Origin of the sequence: Vibrio sp. J2-3(2022), assembly GCF_021725735.1 — a bacterium.
Lineage (GTDB): Bacteria > Pseudomonadota > Gammaproteobacteria > Enterobacterales > Vibrionaceae > Vibrio > Vibrio diabolicus.
The window spans coordinates 293,031-310,218 of record NZ_JAKKCK010000004.1; the positions used below are offsets into that span (position 1 = coordinate 293,031).

The 17,188-nt window shown below is 45.0% G+C and carries 16 protein-coding genes, 1 tRNA gene and 1 riboswitch; of the genes, 12 read left to right on the forward strand and 5 right to left on the reverse strand.

Annotated elements, in window-relative coordinates; genetic code table 11:
• Positions 1-57: 57 nt before the first annotated feature.
• On the reverse strand, positions 58-1,047 hold the full coding sequence (gene moaA, locus L3V27_RS16445; RefSeq protein WP_182033181.1) for a GTP 3',8-cyclase MoaA: 990 nt from the start codon (positions 1,045-1,047) through the stop codon (positions 58-60).
• A riboswitch (molybdenum cofactor riboswitch) is annotated at positions 1,036-1,170 on the reverse strand. (Overlaps the previous gene by 12 nt.)
• A 175-nt stretch (positions 1,171-1,345) precedes the next feature.
• Between moaA and L3V27_RS16450 the strand changes: the two genes are divergently transcribed.
• Positions 1,346-2,242 (forward strand): YvcK family protein, encoded by an 897-nt coding sequence (locus L3V27_RS16450; RefSeq protein WP_074191595.1) that lies wholly within the window; start codon positions 1,346-1,348, stop codon positions 2,240-2,242.
• A 110-nt stretch (positions 2,243-2,352) separates the two neighbouring features.
• Here the strand turns inward: L3V27_RS16450 and luxU are convergent, their stop codons facing one another.
• From luxU to uvrB, 3 genes are all read right to left on the reverse strand, one after another.
• On the reverse strand, positions 2,353-2,697 hold the full coding sequence (gene luxU, locus L3V27_RS16455) for a quorum-sensing phosphorelay protein LuxU (protein ID WP_182036421.1): 345 nt from the start codon (positions 2,695-2,697) through the stop codon (positions 2,353-2,355).
• On the reverse strand, positions 2,694-4,100 hold the full coding sequence (gene luxO, locus L3V27_RS16460; protein ID WP_005396653.1) for a quorum-sensing sigma-54 dependent transcriptional regulator LuxO: 1,407 nt from the start codon (positions 4,098-4,100) through the stop codon (positions 2,694-2,696). The genes luxU and luxO overlap by 4 nt, the downstream gene beginning before the upstream one ends.
• A 296-nt stretch (positions 4,101-4,396) precedes the next feature.
• Complete coding sequence (gene uvrB / locus L3V27_RS16465) at positions 4,397-6,427, reverse strand: excinuclease ABC subunit UvrB (protein WP_047010067.1); 2,031 nt, start codon at positions 6,425-6,427, stop codon at positions 4,397-4,399.
• 559 nt (positions 6,428-6,986) lie between these two features.
• Here uvrB and L3V27_RS16470 point away from each other — a divergent pair.
• From L3V27_RS16470 to L3V27_RS16515, 10 genes are all read left to right on the forward strand, one after another.
• Positions 6,987-7,062, forward strand: a tRNA-Asn gene (locus L3V27_RS16470).
• A gap of 328 nt (positions 7,063-7,390) precedes the next feature.
• Entirely contained in the window at positions 7,391-7,969 is a 579-nt protein-coding gene (gene rsxA / locus L3V27_RS16475; protein WP_005380762.1) for an electron transport complex subunit RsxA, read from the forward strand.
• A 3-nt stretch (positions 7,970-7,972) separates the two neighbouring features.
• Positions 7,973-8,569 carry an electron transport complex subunit RsxB gene (rsxB, locus tag L3V27_RS16480; protein ID WP_012841575.1) on the forward strand — a complete coding sequence of 199 codons (597 nt, stop codon included), beginning with the start codon at positions 7,973-7,975 and terminating at the stop codon, positions 8,567-8,569.
• Positions 8,570-8,577: 8 nt separating this feature from the next.
• On the forward strand, positions 8,578-11,136 hold the full coding sequence (gene rsxC, locus L3V27_RS16485) for an electron transport complex subunit RsxC (RefSeq protein WP_237312346.1): 2,559 nt from the start codon (positions 8,578-8,580) through the stop codon (positions 11,134-11,136).
• Positions 11,136-12,182, forward strand: coding sequence for an electron transport complex subunit RsxD (gene rsxD, locus L3V27_RS16490; RefSeq protein WP_005396545.1), 1,047 nt, complete (start codon positions 11,136-11,138; stop codon positions 12,180-12,182). Before rsxC ends, rsxD begins: the two co-directional genes overlap by 1 nt.
• Before the next feature lie 7 nt (positions 12,183-12,189).
• Positions 12,190-12,822, forward strand: coding sequence for an electron transport complex subunit RsxG (gene rsxG / locus L3V27_RS16495; protein ID WP_006743364.1), 633 nt, complete (start codon positions 12,190-12,192; stop codon positions 12,820-12,822).
• Positions 12,822-13,514: an electron transport complex subunit E gene (locus L3V27_RS16500; RefSeq protein ID WP_005396543.1), complete on the forward strand. Its 693-nt coding sequence runs from the start codon at positions 12,822-12,824 to the stop codon at positions 13,512-13,514. Before rsxG ends, L3V27_RS16500 begins: the two co-directional genes overlap by 1 nt.
• A 64-nt stretch (positions 13,515-13,578) precedes the next feature.
• Complete coding sequence (gene nth, locus L3V27_RS16505) at positions 13,579-14,220, forward strand: endonuclease III (RefSeq protein ID WP_042522463.1); 642 nt, start codon at positions 13,579-13,581, stop codon at positions 14,218-14,220.
• 32 nt (positions 14,221-14,252) lie between these two features.
• The gene (gene gloA / locus L3V27_RS16510; protein ID WP_005380739.1) at positions 14,253-14,669 is read left to right on the forward strand and encodes a lactoylglutathione lyase; all 417 of its coding nucleotides are present in this window, start codon (positions 14,253-14,255) and stop codon (positions 14,667-14,669) included.
• A gap of 150 nt (positions 14,670-14,819) precedes the next feature.
• Entirely contained in the window at positions 14,820-15,254 is a 435-nt protein-coding gene (locus L3V27_RS16515) for a DUF2753 domain-containing protein (RefSeq protein WP_005384886.1), read from the forward strand.
• A gap of 120 nt (positions 15,255-15,374) precedes the next feature.
• On the opposite strand, the gene L3V27_RS16520 is transcribed toward L3V27_RS16515, so the two are convergent.
• On the reverse strand, positions 15,375-16,256 hold the full coding sequence (locus L3V27_RS16520) for an OmpA family protein (RefSeq protein ID WP_012841571.1): 882 nt from the start codon (positions 16,254-16,256) through the stop codon (positions 15,375-15,377).
• Positions 16,257-16,519: 263 nt separating this feature from the next.
• Here L3V27_RS16520 and rnt point away from each other — a divergent pair, with 263 nt between their 5' ends.
• A complete protein-coding gene (rnt, locus tag L3V27_RS16525; RefSeq protein ID WP_005396536.1) occupies positions 16,520-17,164 on the forward strand; it encodes a ribonuclease T in 645 nt (214 codons plus the stop codon).
• Positions 17,165-17,188 lie beyond the last annotated feature (24 nt).

Genomic DNA, 17,188 nt, shown 5'->3' on the forward strand with positions numbered 1-17,188 from the left:
GAAAAGCGAGGGAAAGCTAGCCTATAAATAAGCTTTCCCTACAAAATTTGAGTTGATTTAGCCGCCGATAGACGCCAGATGTGGCGTCATACCCGTATTACCATCGTGCAAGAAGTGGCTCACCGACTTAGTTTGTAACTGCGCTTGGATGCGTTTAATAAGCTCGCTTTCTTGCTCATCACGTTCCAATAGATCACGTAGTTCTACACCGTGGTCTCCAAACAAACACAGATGCAGCTTACCCATCGCAGAGACGCGTAGTCGGTTGCAGCTCTCACAAAAGTCTTTTTCATACGGCATGATCAGGCCAATTTCACCCTTGTAATCTGGATGAACAAACACTTGCGCGGGGCCGTCATTATGAGAGCGCACTTTAAGCAGCCAACCGTTCGCAATCAACTGATTACGAATTGCTACGCCAGACACATGATGCTTATTGAATAAATCATCCATCTCACCCGTTTGCATCAATTCGATGAAGCGCAGTTGGATTGGACGATCTTTTATCCAGTTGAGAAACGCTGGCAGTTCTTGATGGTTAAGATCTTTCATCAAAACCACATTAACTTTGACTTGCTCATAACCAACTTCAAACGCGCGCTCGATACCATTCATCACCTCAGTGAACTTATTTTCACCCGTGATTTGATGGAACATGCGCGGATCAAGGCTGTCCACGCTGACGTTGATGTGAGTTAAGCCCGCTTCACGCCAGTCTGCGACTTGCTTCGCCATGCGGTAACCATTGGTCGTCGTTGCAACTTTTTGGATACCAGGCGTCGTCGCCACTGAGTGGATAATGTCGGTAAAATCTTTGCGTAAACTTGGTTCACCGCCAGTAATGCGCACTTTTGACGTGCCACAATCAGCAAACGCTTTTACGACCCGTTTGATTTCAGGAAGAGATAAAAAAGACGAGTTTTTATTGCCCGAAGGCTTATAGCCATCAGGAAGGCAATAGGTACATTTGAAATTACATACGTCGGTCACAGACAGACGCAAGTAATAGAACTTACGATGAAATTTGTCTTCGAATTGTTGCGCCACGGAACACCTTTCCAAACACGGGAGGCATGGCCATTTCCAATCATGCCCTTGTGACAGTACGCCACTGGCTCAAAACGCTTATCCTCGGACTTAGCAATAGTGAGCTCGGAGTTATGGCAACCAGAGATATGAAACCTCTGATAGCTTTGCGGTGTAAAATACTTAATATTTGTACTGGAATCCAGACTTGAGTGATAAAAAACTCTCTAGAGACACAATTTACCGCTAAGTGAGTACCTTTCAAGCACTCCTTGAGATAAATTGTAGCCGTTTTTTACAAGATTATTAGAAGAACGTAATGAATATCTACACGGATAAAAAAGTGGTCGCTGTTGGCGGTGGTCATGGCTTAGGTCGAATGTTGGCCGCACTACGGGATTTTGGCGGCAATGCAACTGGCATTGTCGCCACAACAGACAATGGTGGCTCAACAGGAAGAATTCGTCACTGCCAAGGTGGAATCGCCTGGGGCGACACACGGAACTGCATTAATCAGCTGATCACAGAGCCGTCGATCAGTTCAATGATGTTTGAATATCGCTTCAAAGGTACTGGCGAGCTTGATGGTCATAACCTCGGTAACTTGATGCTTACGGCGCTCGATAACTTATCGGTCAGACCGTTAGATGCCATCAATCTGATTCGAAACATGTTAAAAGTCGACGTTAACATTCTTCCTATGTCTGAACACCCTTCCGATCTTTCCGCGTTATCCGTGGATGGGAAGTGGGTCACGGGAGAAACGAATGTAGACGAGATGAACACCGATTTACGCCGTCTCGATCTATCACCAGAAGTCCCTGCAACTAAAGAAGCAGTAACTGCACTGGCAGAGGCAGACGCTATTATTCTTGGTCCTGGCAGCTTTTTAACCAGCATCATGCCTCCTTTGCTGTTGCCTGAGCTCGGCAAAGCCATTGCCGCCAATGAGAAAGCAAAAGTCATTTTCGTTGCCAACTTGAGCCCGGAGTACGGCCCAGCCGGACGAATGACCATGGCACAAAAATTAGAATGGTGTGAGCGTGCCTGCCAAGGTAGGAAGATAGACGTGGTTCTAGCAGAGGAAACCGAGCAAGAAGTATTGAGCCAGTGGAATGTAGTGACGGAATCGTTAGCTTCGTCGAACCGAGATTGGCGTCACGACCGAGATAAACTCAAGCTCGCTATTGAAAGCCAGCTAAGGCTTTCAATTTAAAAAAGCCCTCTAAAGCTAGGGGATAGCTTCAAGTTTACTCGCTGTCAGCAATGAAAAAACCCTTCACTCAAGTGAAGGGTTTTGTGTAAGAGCCTCATTAGAACAGCGCATTACTGCTGCCAATCACGATAAGCGTCACGTGTTTCGTGCAAAAGATCGAACATCGTTTTTAACTCGCCTGACTCTTCAGCTAACTCACCTGCTTTGGCTTTTTTATCTATCGACATCGCCAATTGACAAAGACGGTCTGCTCCAAAGCTCGCTGCACTGCTTTTCAACGCGTGACTGATTTCTTTTAGGTAACGCAATCGCTCTGTCCCTTGAAACTGAGATAAATTCTCGATGTAGGTATCCATCTCCCCTAAGAAAATATCGAGTAAAACAGGAACATTATCACTGCCAATCTCCATCGACAGTTCATCGATTTTTTGCTGATTTAATACATTCACACTCATACTTTTTGCCGCTCTTCCTTGCCATTCCAAGCCTGTAACTTGCGGTAAATCGTCGACGGACTGACATCAAGGTATCCCGCCGCTCGGGGGATATTGCCATCACACGCTTCAATCGCTTGCTCTATCGCCATTTTTTCTGTCATCCACAACGGCATAATCTCAGACGCAGTCATCACCTTCGGCTCAATGAATTTCGCCACAGAAGACGGACGGTCAAGCGGTTGATTCAGCGGTGGCGGTAACATATCCAACGTGATTTCTTTACCGTTGTTTAGAACAACGATATTGCGCAGCACGTTTTGTAACTGACGAACGTTGCCTGGCCACTCATAGCTATTAAATCGGTCGATTACATCAGGTGCAAAACGCACGAAGCTTTTTCCTTCTTCGTGCGACATATAGCCTAACAGTGAGTATGCAATTTCAATGACATCTTCACCTCGTTCACGTAAAGGCGGCAAATGCAAAGGAATGACATACAAACGATAGTACAAATCTTCACGGAATCGACCTTCTTGTACCTCTTTCCATGGGTCACGGTTAGTTGCACAAACAAAGCGAACATCCACGCTCTTCATTTTTGATGAGCCCACTTTTTGGAACGTGCCGGTTTGAATAAATCGTAGCAATTTGGTTTGCAAATCTAAATCCATCTCACACAATTCATCAAGGAAAAGTGTGCCACCATCCGCTAATTCCGCTGCACCCTGACGATCATTTGCTGCACCGGTAAAAGCACCTTTCACGTGACCAAACAGTTCACTCTCAATCAAATCTTTTGGAATTGCAGCACAGTTAATCGCAATAAAAGGCTTGTCACCACGCTTGCTTGCCGCATGGATTGCCTCGGCACATACCTCTTTACCCGTACCACTTTCACCAGTGATGAAGATACTCGCTTTACTGCTCGCTGCTGAATCAATCGTGCGGTAAACCTGTTGCATAGTTTGGCTGCTGCCAATAAAGCCTTGATAACTTTGATTGCCCGGGTTATCAGCCTCGTTTTTTAACTTAGTCGCTTTACGAATCGCATTGTTAACCGTGACACGTAAACGGTCTGCTTCACACGGTTTGATCAAAAAGTCTTGAGAGCCATGACGCATTGCTTCTACCGCGGTATCGATAGAACCGTGAGCGGTCATAAAAATAATAGGTACGTCTGGATGACTCTTTTTTACAGCGTGTAAAACGTCCATCCCCGTCATATCTGGCAGACGAAGATCGAGCAGAATAAGATCTGGAATTCTATGGTTGAGACTTTCAATGGCATCCCTACCTGTACCGACAATATTGATATCTATACCAAGCGGTGTCAGGTATGAGCGGTACAGTGCCGCAACAGATGCGGTATCCTCAACCATTAAAAGGTAACGAGATTTAGGACCTTCAGATTTTTGTTGCATAACCTAGCTAATATTTTGTTGTGTTTTAAACAATAATCGCATTACGCTTTGCATTTTGCAAATAACATTAGCTAAATTATGGGTAAGAGAAAGGATTCAAAAATAATATCAATTATTTAAAAAATGGCATAAACCATGCTGATAGTATTAGTGACCCCTCGGGTCACCTAGCCAACTGACGTTGTTAGTGAACGAGATGTTCACAAAACAAGCCAATAGACCCGACTGCCTATTGGCTTCTTTTTTTTTGCAAGCAATCTAAAACACTTGGCTAAGCTAGATCATTAAGCTTATTTTTAACTATTTGCGATGAACTGCGCTCTTAGTTTTTCAATCTCGTCACGCTTTTGCGCCGCCAATTCAAACTCTAAATCTTGCGCGTGCTGATACATTGCCGCCTCAAGTCGACTGATTTCTTTTTCCAACTGTTGAGGAGACATGACCTCGTATGTTTGCGAAGGCTCCGCCACTTTCGACAACGGTACCTGTTTAGTATTACGCTGACGTTTAGACTTGGTAATATCGCCCAATTCCATAATATCTTTGATATTTCGTTTGAGCGCTTGCGGCGAAATGCCCATTTCTTCGTTGTACGCTTTCTGCTTCTCGCGGCGGCGGTTGGTTTCATCCATCGCCTTTTTCATGGAGTTGGTGATTCGGTCAGCATACAAAATCGCCTTACCTTCAAGATTTCGCGCAGCACGACCAATGGTCTGAATCAGTGAACGCTCGGAGCGCAAGAAGCCCTCTTTATCTGCATCCAATATTGCAACCAGCGAAACTTCAGGCATGTCCAAGCCTTCTCGTAGCAAGTTAATTCCCACCAGCACGTCAAACTCGCCAAGACGAAGATCGCGGATGATCTCCACACGTTCTACGGTATCAATATCTGAATGTAAGTAACGTACCCTAACATCATGTTCGTGCAAGTACTCGGTGAGATCTTCGGCCATTCGTTTAGTCAATGTTGTCACTAGAACTCGCTCATCTTTAGCAGAACGGAGGCGAATTTCAGACAACAAGTCGTCTACTTGGGTCGCCACTGGGCGAACTTCCAATTCTGGGTCAAGCAAGCCTGTTGGACGAACAACTTGATCCGCTACATCACCAGCCGATTTTTCTAGTTCATAATTTCCTGGCGTCGCAGAGACAAAAATCGTCTGCGGTGCTAACGCTTCAAACTCTTCAAACTTGAGGGGACGATTATCTAACGCAGAAGGTAAGCGAAAACCAAACTCTACCAGCGTTTCTTTACGAGAGCGGTCACCTTTATACATGGCACCAATCTGCGGCACCGTCACGTGGGATTCATCGATGATCAACAAACCGTCATGAGGCAAGTAATCAAACAATGTCGGTGGCGGCTCGCCTTCCGATCGTCCGCTGAGATAACGAGAATAGTTTTCGATACCTGAGCAAAAACCTAACTCATTCATCATCTCGATATCGAATTGAGTCCGCTGGCTAATACGCTGTTCTTCCAGTAGCTTGTTGTTATCTAGAAGCTGTTTTTTGCGTACTTCTAATTCAACCTTAATATTTTCAATCGCTTCAAGAATACGATCTCTTGGTGTCACGTAGTGCGTCTTAGGGTAAATGGTGTAGCGTGGTAAATCTCGCTGTTTCACCACACCAGTCAATGGATCAAAAACACTGATGCAGTCAATTTCATCATCAAACATTTCGACACGAACTGCGTCTTGGTCAGATTCCGCTGGAAAGATATCAATCACTTCGCCACGAACCCGAAACTGTCCTCGCTCAAATGCCACGTCATTTCTCGAATATTGTAGCTCTGCCAAACGTCGTAGCATGTCCCGTTGATCAATCACGTCACCACGACGTAAATGCAACATCATTTGCAAGTAAGATTCTGGGTCACCCAAACCATAGATAGCAGAAACAGACGCAACGATAATCGCGTCTTTACGTTCCAATAGTGCTTTCGTTGCGGAAAGGCGCATTTGCTCTATGTGAGCGTTAACCGATGCGTCTTTTTCAATGAAAGTATCCGTCGTCGGGACATAAGCTTCAGGCTGGTAGTAATCGTAGTAGGAAACAAAGTACTCCACCGCATTATTGGGAAAGAATGATTTCATCTCGCCATATAATTGCGCTGCGAGCGTTTTGTTTGGAGCAAGTAATATTGCAGGTCGCTGGGCTTGAGCGATAACATTCGCTAGTGTGAACGTTTTACCCGATCCCGTTACCCCCAATAGTGTTTGATGTGCCAGTCCAGCATCGAGCCCCTCAAGCAGCTGCTTGATCGCTCCCGGCTGGTCACCCGATGGCTGATAATCGGAGACCAATTCATAGACTTTACTCATACCCTTCCTCAACTTTACTGCGCTTTGGCTGTATATATATACACCTTAGCCAATGAAATCTACGTCTATCGAAAATTTACCCACCATTGTTAATAAATTTTCTTGTTTGTCTAGAATGCTATAGCCATACAAAACCTACTCTGATATAGTACTTCGCCCTAGCTGAAGAGCCACACCCATTCTTCACATTGCAGTTTCCACAACTTTTCCCCAAAAATTGGCCTAAACAGTCTTTATCCCCAAAAGCTAGATTTTTATCCACCTTGAATACATTTTGCTTAATATCAATAAATCTATGTTTTAATTGCATATTCTCTGTATAACCCTGATTAAAAATTCACTGAATAAAAACCAGGTTGCATATAAAAGATCTTTACTCAGATCTCATCAACATAGTTATCCACAAAATTAGTGGATAAGTAACCTCACCCCTTTGCTGACAAGTAGTACAGAAAAGTAAAGCCCTTCCCTCAATATTTTTTGCTAAAAATGTATTTTTTTACTGTTGACAGTAGTTTGGCTGCTCGGTAAGATTCGTCCCGCTTTCAAGCAAAGCAATTCCTCCTTAGCTCAGTTGGTAGAGCGACGGACTGTTAATCCGCAGGTCGCTGGTTCGAGCCCAGCAGGAGGAGCCAAATTCCAGAAAAGCCGTGTCGCAAGACACGGCTTTTTTCGTTTTGAAATAAAAAACTTCTTTCACCATCAATATCTCAAGTGACGACTTAAAATTACTCGCTAAATGTAATTCCCGCCTTCTGAGCAAAAGATTCTTTGAGGAAAGACAGCACCAGCGTCTTTGTAAAATCCATTCAGCAAGCTGTTCAATTTCTTATTGATTCATCAAAATACCTCACATAGACGACTATTTTTCCATCGTGTATGTAAAACCACATCGTTCACTGGTTGTTATTGGTGTCACAAAACACGATAATATCAAGATCGGATTTTAAGAACGTAATAACTATGACCGAATATGTTTTGTTGTTGGTCGGCACTGTGCTGGTGAACAACTTTGTACTGGTGAAGTTTTTGGGCCTCTGTCCTTTTATGGGTGTGTCCAAAAAACTGGAAACAGCAATAGGTATGGGCTTAGCGACAACTTTTGTGCTAACGCTCGCGTCAGTGTGTGCGTATTTAGTGGAAAGCTACATTCTTCGTCCACTGGGTATTGAGTACCTTCGAACCATGAGTTTTATTTTGGTGATAGCAGTTGTGGTGCAGTTCACCGAAATGGTTGTGCACAAAACAAGTCCAACACTTTATCGCTTGCTTGGTATTTTCTTACCGCTGATCACTACAAACTGCGCGGTATTAGGTGTCGCGCTTCTTAATATTAATGAGAACCATAACTTTATCGAATCGATTATCTACGGCTTCGGCGCCGCTGTTGGTTTCTCATTGGTGTTGATACTTTTTGCATCCATGCGTGAGCGCATAGCTGCCGCCGACGTACCAGTGCCTTTTAAAGGTGCATCGATTGCAATGATTACAGCGGGTTTAATGTCACTAGCCTTTATGGGCTTTACAGGTTTGGTGAAGTAAACAATGAGTACGATTTTAATTGCGATCATCGCGTTAGCGGTTCTTGCTGCGATTTTCGGCGCGATACTTGGTTTTGCTTCTATTCGCTTCAAAGTCGAGGCAGACCCAATTGTGGATCAAATCGACGCAATCTTACCTCAAACTCAATGCGGTCAATGTGGCTACCCTGGTTGCCGCCCTTATGCTGAAGCGATTGCAAATGGCGACCACATCAACAAATGTCCGCCAGGCGGTCAGGCAACAATCGAAAAGCTCGCCGACTTAATGGGTGTTGAGCCAGAAGAATCTGCGCACGATCTCGACAACAAAATTCCAACCGTTGCGTTTATCCATGAAGATATGTGCATTGGCTGTACTAAGTGTATTCAAGCGTGTCCAGTGGATGCAATTGTAGGCGGAACCAAAGCGGTTCATACCGTAATTAAAGACGAATGTACGGGGTGTGACTTATGTGTTGCACCATGTCCAACTGATTGTATTGAAATGATTCCTGTGGCAACCACCACGGAAAGCTGGAAGTGGCAACTTAACTCCATTCCAGTACTCAACATTACGGATGCTGCCGACGATGCAGCGAACGTGAAAGATTCAATTAAGTAAGGTTTCGCATGTTGTCTTTGATTGAACAAATTCGTACAGGCTCGCTTTGGGATTTCCCTGGTGGTGTGCATCCGGCAGAAAACAAAAAGCAGTCCAACAAAACTGAGCTCGTTCACGCGGCTATCCCATCAGAAATTGTATTACCGCTAAAACAGCACATTGGTAAGGCTGGTAACTTATTGGTTGCCGAAGGTGACCACGTATTAAAAGGTCTGCCATTAACGCAATCCGAAACTGGTTTTACCGTTCCAGTGCATGCTCCTACATCGGGTACGATCACCGCAATTGAGCCTAGAACCGTTGCTCACCCTTCAGGTCTGAGTGAACTCTGTGCGGTCATTACCCCTGATGGTAACGATACATGGTGTGACAGAAAACCCGTCGCGGATTACAAACAAGAAACACCTGACGCTCTGATCGATATTATTCGTCTCGCAGGCATTTCAGGTATGGGTGGCGCAGGTTTCCCTACCGCAAAAAAAATCCAATCAGGTTTTGCTCGCACAGAGATTCTTATCGTCAACGCAGCTGAGTGTGAGCCATACATCACATCAGATGACAAGCTCATGCAAGAGCATGCCGAAGAGCTCATCCAAGGTATCGAGATTGTCGAACATATCCTGACACCAAAGCTCACGATTATTGGTATTGAAGATAACAAACCAGAGGCAATCAAAGCGTTAGAAGCTGCGGCTCTAAACAAAGATATCGTTATTCGCGTTATCCCGACTAAATACCCTTCTGGTGGCGAAAAACAGCTGATCAAAATTTTGACCAATAAAGAAGTACCAAGCGGCGCAATTCCAGCCGATATTGGTATTTTGGTTCAAAATGTCGGCTCTCTTTACTCAATCAAACGCGCAATCATCGATGGTGAACCGATGATAAAACGCGTGGTGACTCTCACCGGTAAAACATTCAAACAACCACGCAATGTTTGGGCATTATTAGGTACACCAGTACAGGCGTTATTGGATGAGTTTGGCTATAAAGCCGATAAGAAGTTACAACGTTTAATCATGGGTGGACCAATGATGGGCTTCACCCTTCCCCACTCTCAAGTGCCGATTACCAAGACAGCAAACTGTATCCTTGCCCCGACTCGTCGTGAGATCTCTCCACACCAACATGAGATGGAATGTATTCGCTGTAGCCAATGTGCTGAAGCTTGCCCTGCTTCACTACTACCTCAGCAACTGCAATGGCATGCAAAAGCTGAAGAGTATGACAAACTCGAAGAACTAAACCTAAAGGATTGTATCGAGTGCGGTGCTTGCGCGTTTGTGTGTCCAAGTGAAATTCCTCTCGTACAGTATTACCGCCAAGCAAAAGCGGAAATTCGCACCAGAACACAAGAAGCGGAAGCTGCGGAGCGAGCGAAGCTGCGTTTTGAAGAGAAGAAAGCGCGTATGGAACGCGAAAAAGCAGAACGTGAAAATCGCTTTAAGAAAGCAGCCGATCAGCGCCGTAAAGACATGAAATCTTCTGGTGGTGATGATGCGATTGCAGCAGCGATCGCACGAGTGAAAGCTCAGAAGACAGAAACAACAGAAAAAGCAGAGCCAGCCGTTAAACCTGCCGTCGCTGCAGCCATTGCCAAAGCGAAGGCAAAACAGGCCGCAGCCGCTAAAGCAGGCTCTAGTGAACCTGATAACTCAGAAATGGCAAAACTGCGCGAAGAACGCAAACGTCTAGCCCGCGAACGTAAAGCACAAAAAGAGCAAGGCGAAACGCCAGACAACAACGCTGATGATAAGAAATCGGCAGTTGCAGCAGCCATCGCCCGAGCTAAAGCGAAAAAAGCTCAACAAGAAGAACCAACCGAAACGTTAGAAGCTCAAGCATCTGCTGAGAAAACCGACGATCCGAAGAAAGCCGCCGTTGCAGCTGCCATTGCGCGTGCTAAGGCTCGTAAAGCGAAACAAGCAGACTCAACTGAAACCGAAGAAGCTGAAACGCCTACTGAGCCAACCGACGATCCGAAGAAGGCAACCGTTGCTGCTGCCATTGCACGCGCTAAGGCTCGTAAAGCGAAACAAGCAGACTCAACTGAAACCGAAGAAGCTGAAACGTCTACTGAGCCAACCGACGATCCGAAGAAGGCAGCCGTTGCTGCTGCCATTGCACGCGCTAAGGCTCGTAAAGCGAAACAAGCAGACTCAGCAGACTCAGCAGACTCAGCAGACTCAGCAGACTCAGCAGAGACGGTAGAAGCTGAAGCGCCTGCTGAGCAAGCTGAAGATCCGAAAAAAGCCGCCGTGGCCGCTGCCATTGCACGCGCTAAGGCGCGTAAAGCGAAACAAGCAGATTCAACTGAAACGGAAGAAGCTGAAACGCCTGCTGAACAAACTGAAGATCCGAAGAAAGCCGCGGTTGCTGCTGCCATTGCGCGTGCCAAAGCGCGTAAAGCTAAGCAAGAAGAACCAGCCGAAACGGTAGAAGCTGAAACGCCTGCTGAACAAACTGAAGATCCGAAAAAAGCGGCTGTCGCTGCTGCTATTGCGCGCGCGAAGGCTCGCAAAGCGCAGCAAGAAGCTAATAAAAATAATACTGAGGAGAACGAGTAGTGTCGTTTTTTATTGCCAGTTCACCGCATACCCACAGCCGTCGTAGTACACCTGACTTAATGAAATGGGTGGCACTTTGTGCTCTCCCAGGTTTAGCGGCTCAGACCTACTTCTTTGGGTGGGGAACGCTTATTCAGCTGATTTTTGCCATCGCAGTCGCTGTATCACTTGAAGCCTTAGTTATGGTATTCCGTAAACGTTCGCCGATGCGAGCACTACGTGATAACAGTGCGATCGTTACCGCTTGGTTATTAGCCGTTGCTATCCCACCATGGTCTCCGTGGTGGATTATGGTGATCGGACTTATTTTCGCGATCGTAATCGCTAAACACCTATATGGTGGCCTTGGTCAAAACTTATTCAATCCTGCTATGGTCGCTTATGTGGTCTTGTTGATCTCATTCCCAGTGCAAATGACGAGTTGGAGTGCCCCGACGTCACTCATACCTGATCACGTAAATTTTGCAGATACACTCTCTTTAATTTTTACGGGCTATGATTACGACGGCTTATCGCTTCAGCAAGTTCGAACGGGGGTTGACGGCGTGACAATGGCGACGCCACTTGATGCATTTAAGACCGGTATTCATACAGGTGCAACCCCAAGCGAAGTACTGTCGCAGCCAATATTCGATGGCTTAGCTGGCATTGGTTGGCAATGGGTAAATCTTGCCTACTTACTTGGTGGTTTAGTGATGATCAAAAAACGCATCATCCAGTGGTATATCCCAGCAGGTTTCCTAGTGAGCCTGACGCTATTTAGCCTCGTGTTCAGCTTGCTGACCCCTGGGGAAACTGCGTCGCCAATCTTCCACTTGTTATCAGGTGCAACCATGCTTGGCGCATTCTTTATTGCAACCGATCCCGTGTCGGCGTCTACCACCGTTAAAGGACGTTTGATCTTTGGCGCGCTTATTGGTGCTTTGGTCTTTATCATTCGCAGTTGGGGCGGCTTCCCTGATGGTGTTGCATTCGCAGTGTTACTTGCAAATATGTGTGTGCCACTGATCGATTACTACACCAAACCTAGAACTTACGGTCACTGAGGTAAACATGTTAACCGCTATTAGAAAAAATGGTCTGACACTTGCGATCTTTGCCTGTGCAACAACCGGATTAGTCGCCTTTACTCAGTACCTAACAAAAGACCAAATCAAGATACAAGAACAACAACAATTGCTTTCTGTTTTGAATCAAGTCATTCCAGAAAACATGCATGACAACGCACTCACGCAAGCCTGCACTATGGTCACGTCACCAGAACTGGGGACATTGCGTGCGATGCCAGCCTACCTCGCCACGAAGAATGGTGAACCGACAGCAATCGCAATAGAATCCATCGCGCCAGATGGCTACAATGGTGAGATAAAAGTTATTACTGGGATTGACAATCAGGGCAATATTTTGGGGACACGCGTCTTAAGCCATCAAGAAACCCCTGGCCTGGGCGATAAAATTGATCTTCGTGTCACCGACTGGATCCTGAGCTTTACGGGCAAACAAGTCACGGAAAGTAACTGGAACTCATGGAAAGTTCGTAAAGATGGTGGTGATTTCGATCAATTTACTGGTGCAACGATCACACCTAGAGCCGTCGTAAAAGTGGTGCGAAATACCGTTAACTACGTAAACCAATCTCGTGAAGACATTCTTAGCCAACCGTTAGGCTGTGAAGGAGAGCAGTAATGAGTGAAAATAAATTACTGATGAAAAACGGTATGTGGAGCAATAACCCTGCTCTCGTACAGCTGCTGGGTCTGTGTCCACTACTAGCAGTTTCTTCCACAATAACCAATGCCTTAGGTCTTGGTATTGCAACCTTATTAGTGCTGGTCGGCTCCAACGTCACGGTTTCTCTTATTCGTAATTACGTACCAAAAGAGATCCGCATTCCTGTATTCGTGATGATTATTGCCTCACTTGTTACCTGCGTTCAGTTATTGATGAATGCCTATGCGTATGGTTTATACCTGTCTCTTGGTATCTTTATTCCTCTGATTGTAACGAACTGCATCATTATTGGTCGAGCTGAAGCATACGCTTCAAAAAATGATGTTGCGCCTGCAGCATTAGACGGTTTATGGATGGGTCTTGGTATGACAAGCGTTTTAGTCGTGCTAGGTGCCATGCGTGAGTTAATTGGTAATGGCACACTATTCGACGGGGCAGATCTGCTATTAGGAGACTGGGCATCCGCTCTCCGCATCCAAGTTTTCCAATTTGACAACAGCTTTCTGCTAGCGCTTCTTCCACCCGGTGCATTTATCGGTGTTGGTCTGTTGATAGCGCTTAAAAATGTCATCGATAATTCAGTCCAGGCACGTCAACCTAAAGAAGAAAAACCAACCATAGAACGTGCTCGCGTCACCAACGCATAACAAAATAAGGCTCTGTCATAGGAGCCTTTTTCATAAACCGCAGAGACGGTATTGGAAGTCAGCAATGAACAAAATAAAAAGAATCGAAATTCTTGAGCGATTACGAGAAAACAATCCGAATCCTCAAACTGAGCTTAACTGGAGCTCCCCTTTTGAACTGCTAATCGCGGTATTACTATCAGCGCAAGCAACCGATGTAAGTGTCAATAAAGCCACCGACAAGCTTTTCCCTGTCGCTAATACACCACAAAGTATTCTCGATTTGGGAGTTGATGGCTTAAAAGAATACATAAAGACCATCGGTTTGTTTAACTCAAAAGCAGAAAACACTATCAAGACTTGTAAGATCTTGTTGGAAAAACACAATGGTGAAGTTCCTGAAGATCGTGCAGCGTTAGAAGCGCTACCAGGCGTAGGTCGCAAGACCGCAAACGTCGTGCTCAACACCGCTTTTGGTTGGCCAACCATTGCCGTCGATACGCACATTTATCGCGTGTCGAATCGTACTAAGTTTGCAATGGGCAAAACGGTTGATGATGTCGAGCAAAAGCTATTAAAAGTTGTGCCAAAAGAGTTCAAACTCGATGTGCACCACTGGCTCATTCTTCATGGCCGCTACACGTGCTTGGCGAGAAAGCCTCGCTGCGGTAGCTGCATTATTGAAGATTTGTGCGAATATAAAGAGAAAGTATATCCAGATAGCTAACGCTATTTGAAAATCAAAGCTAGGAGCAAAAAATGTCAAATGGTCGAATTCTCCACACTATGCTTCGCGTAGGTGATCTAGACAAATCCATCAAGTTTTACACTGAAGTTATGGGCATGCAGTTGCTTCGTACGAACGAGAATAAAGAGTACGAATACACACTGGCGTTTCTTGGCTACGGTGACGAATCCCAAGGTGCTGTGATCGAGCTAACTTACAACTGGGGTAAAACTGAATATGACCTAGGTACTGCTTTTGGTCATATCGCCATTGGTGTTGATGATATCTACACAACTTGCGACGCTATCAAAGCGGCGGGCGGTAATGTGACGCGTGAACCAGGTCCAGTAAAAGGCGGAAGCACGCACATTGCATTCGTAAAAGACCCAGATGGTTATATGATTGAGCTTATCCAAAACAAGCAAGCTTCAGCAGGTCTTGAAGGCTAAGCGGCACTTCTAATAATCACTTGTACTGCAAGTTGAACATCGATTACAGGCAGGTCTGCGATCTGCCTGTTCTTTTATAAACAAAACACTTTACTTGATAATAATTATCGTTTAGATTTATTCGCAACTTCGATATGCGGGATTACGATAATGATCAGTGAATGGGAAAAACACACACTTCTAGCCGATACAGCACTTCAACTAGATGACCCTGTTCGCAGCATTCTTCATTACCAGCAAGCCCTAAGCCTGAGTGAAGATATTAGCGAATGTGTGGAAATTGAAGCAGACGAGCGATTATTAATTTCTGTGATTTCTTGTCATAACTTAGCTCAGTTCTGGCGTTGGGCCGGAGACACTGACTATGAACTCAAATACCTTCAGCTGGCTTCAGAGAAAGTCTTAACACTCATCCCACAATGCCCAAATAAAGAATGTGCAAGCTTTATCGACTCAATAGGATGTTGCACTAAAGCATTAATAGACTTCATGAAACGTCACCCTAATCCGGCTATTGCCAAACAGGTTGAAAAAATCGATACCGCAACAAATTGCGAAGTCATTGCCAAATTCCGCTTAAACTAACATTCAAATTATACAGCCGGAATCACCGAAAGGTACTTAGCAAAATCCCATTAAAATATTATTAACAACGTCAGTAAATTAAAAACGCCGAAGCTTTCAGCTTCGGCGTTTTTATATTCGTTACACTTGGGTTCGCCCTAGAGATATTACGACTCGGCGGTTTTTGTCTTTTCCTATTGGCGAACCGTTATCAGCAATAGGACGACGCTTGCCGTACCCTTGCACTTGAATTCGATCTTCCGGTAGCCCTAGAGACTGAAAATAATCACGAAGTGACTCTGCACGTCGCTCTGATAAACTTTGACTCGCACTTTTACCATCGGTTGAATCTGTGTACGTCGCCACCAGCACGAGATCGATATCTTGATTATGTCGGATATAATCTGCAATTTGTGATAAACGCTTTTTAGAAGCCTTGGTTAACTGATCACCTTGTCTTTCGTAGTGCAAAATCGTAAAAGCAATGTCCTCAAAACTGTATTTCAATAAGTTGGAAATACAGTCGCTAAACGCGTTGTACTTGTTTTGAAATAGTACTGATGACAATGCGACTTCAATTCTCTGATCTCGGCTCTGCCAATCTTGGTAACTAAAAGTCGGATAACGGCCTTTTTCCAGCTCAGACAAAATGCCCCATGCTGTTTGCCCTCCGACATAACCATCAAACTGTTTAAAAAACTTTAGGTTTGTAATTCGATCGGCGTGTTCACCTGGTCGCCAAGGTGGCGGCATTGAAATGAGACTGACGTTACGTGTTTCTCCCATCGGACGACGCATTTTTAACTCAAAGTCTAAATTGATTTTTTTATTCGCACGAGATGAAAATACCGCATCTCCAAAACTTGGAATAGGGTGAACAAGTTGGCATTCTAACGGTGTGTTGACCACCATTTCCCATTGAGATTGCTGTGGAGTGGCAACATAACGTTTGCCCATCACAGCAAAACTGCTTGTGCTAAACAACGAAAATACAACGCCACTAGTAATCAGCCATTTCTTCATCTAAGTACTGTCTCTTAAACGGCAGTCTGTTGCCGTCAATTTGAATCAATAAAACCACTTCACCTGGCATGCAAAAACCTCGCCAACGTGCGAAATATCGTGATATTACGATTAACGTTAATCATGGTAACTCAATCACCCGAAATGCGATCGAGCGTATTGATGAGATGCAAAATAGAATTCCGTTTTTCTCCTAAATTGCGGTTTTTCTCGTCGGTATAATCTGCAATAATGCAGCCTTCGTCACACAAAAATAAGCCGACATGACAATAGAAAATGAAGCTCTGACCTTGAAAAAACGCTTTCGTGGTTATTTCCCTGTGGTAGTAGACGTTGAGACCGCAGGTTTCAATGCTCAAACTGATGCACTTTTAGAAATTTGCGCCGTTACGTTAAAAATGGACGAAGATGGCGTGTTGCATCCAGCCTCCACCATTCATTTTCATGTTGAGCCATTTGAGGGCGCTAACTTAGAAAAAGAAGCGCTAGAATTCAATGGTATTCGTGACCCATATAGCCCTCTTCGTGGTGCAGTTTCTGAGCAAGAAGCGTTAAAAGAGATTTATAAACTTATTCGCAAAGAACAAAAAGCCGCAGATTGCTCGCGCGCAATTATGGTTGCCCATAACGCAGCATTCGACTTAGGTTTTGTAAATGCAGCCAATGAGCGCTGTAAACTAAAAAGAGTCCCTTTTCATCCCTTTGCTACTTTTGACACGGCAACATTGAGTGGCCTTGCTTATGGTCAAACGGTTCTCGCGAAAGCATGCAAAACGGCCGGGATGGAATTCGATAATCGTGAAGCACACTCAGCGCTTTACGATACACAAAAAACAGCAGAATTATTCTGCGGTATTGTCAACAAATGGAAGGCCCTCGGCGGTTGGCCGCTTGCTGACGAAGAATAATAAGTAAACACAACATATTAGGAA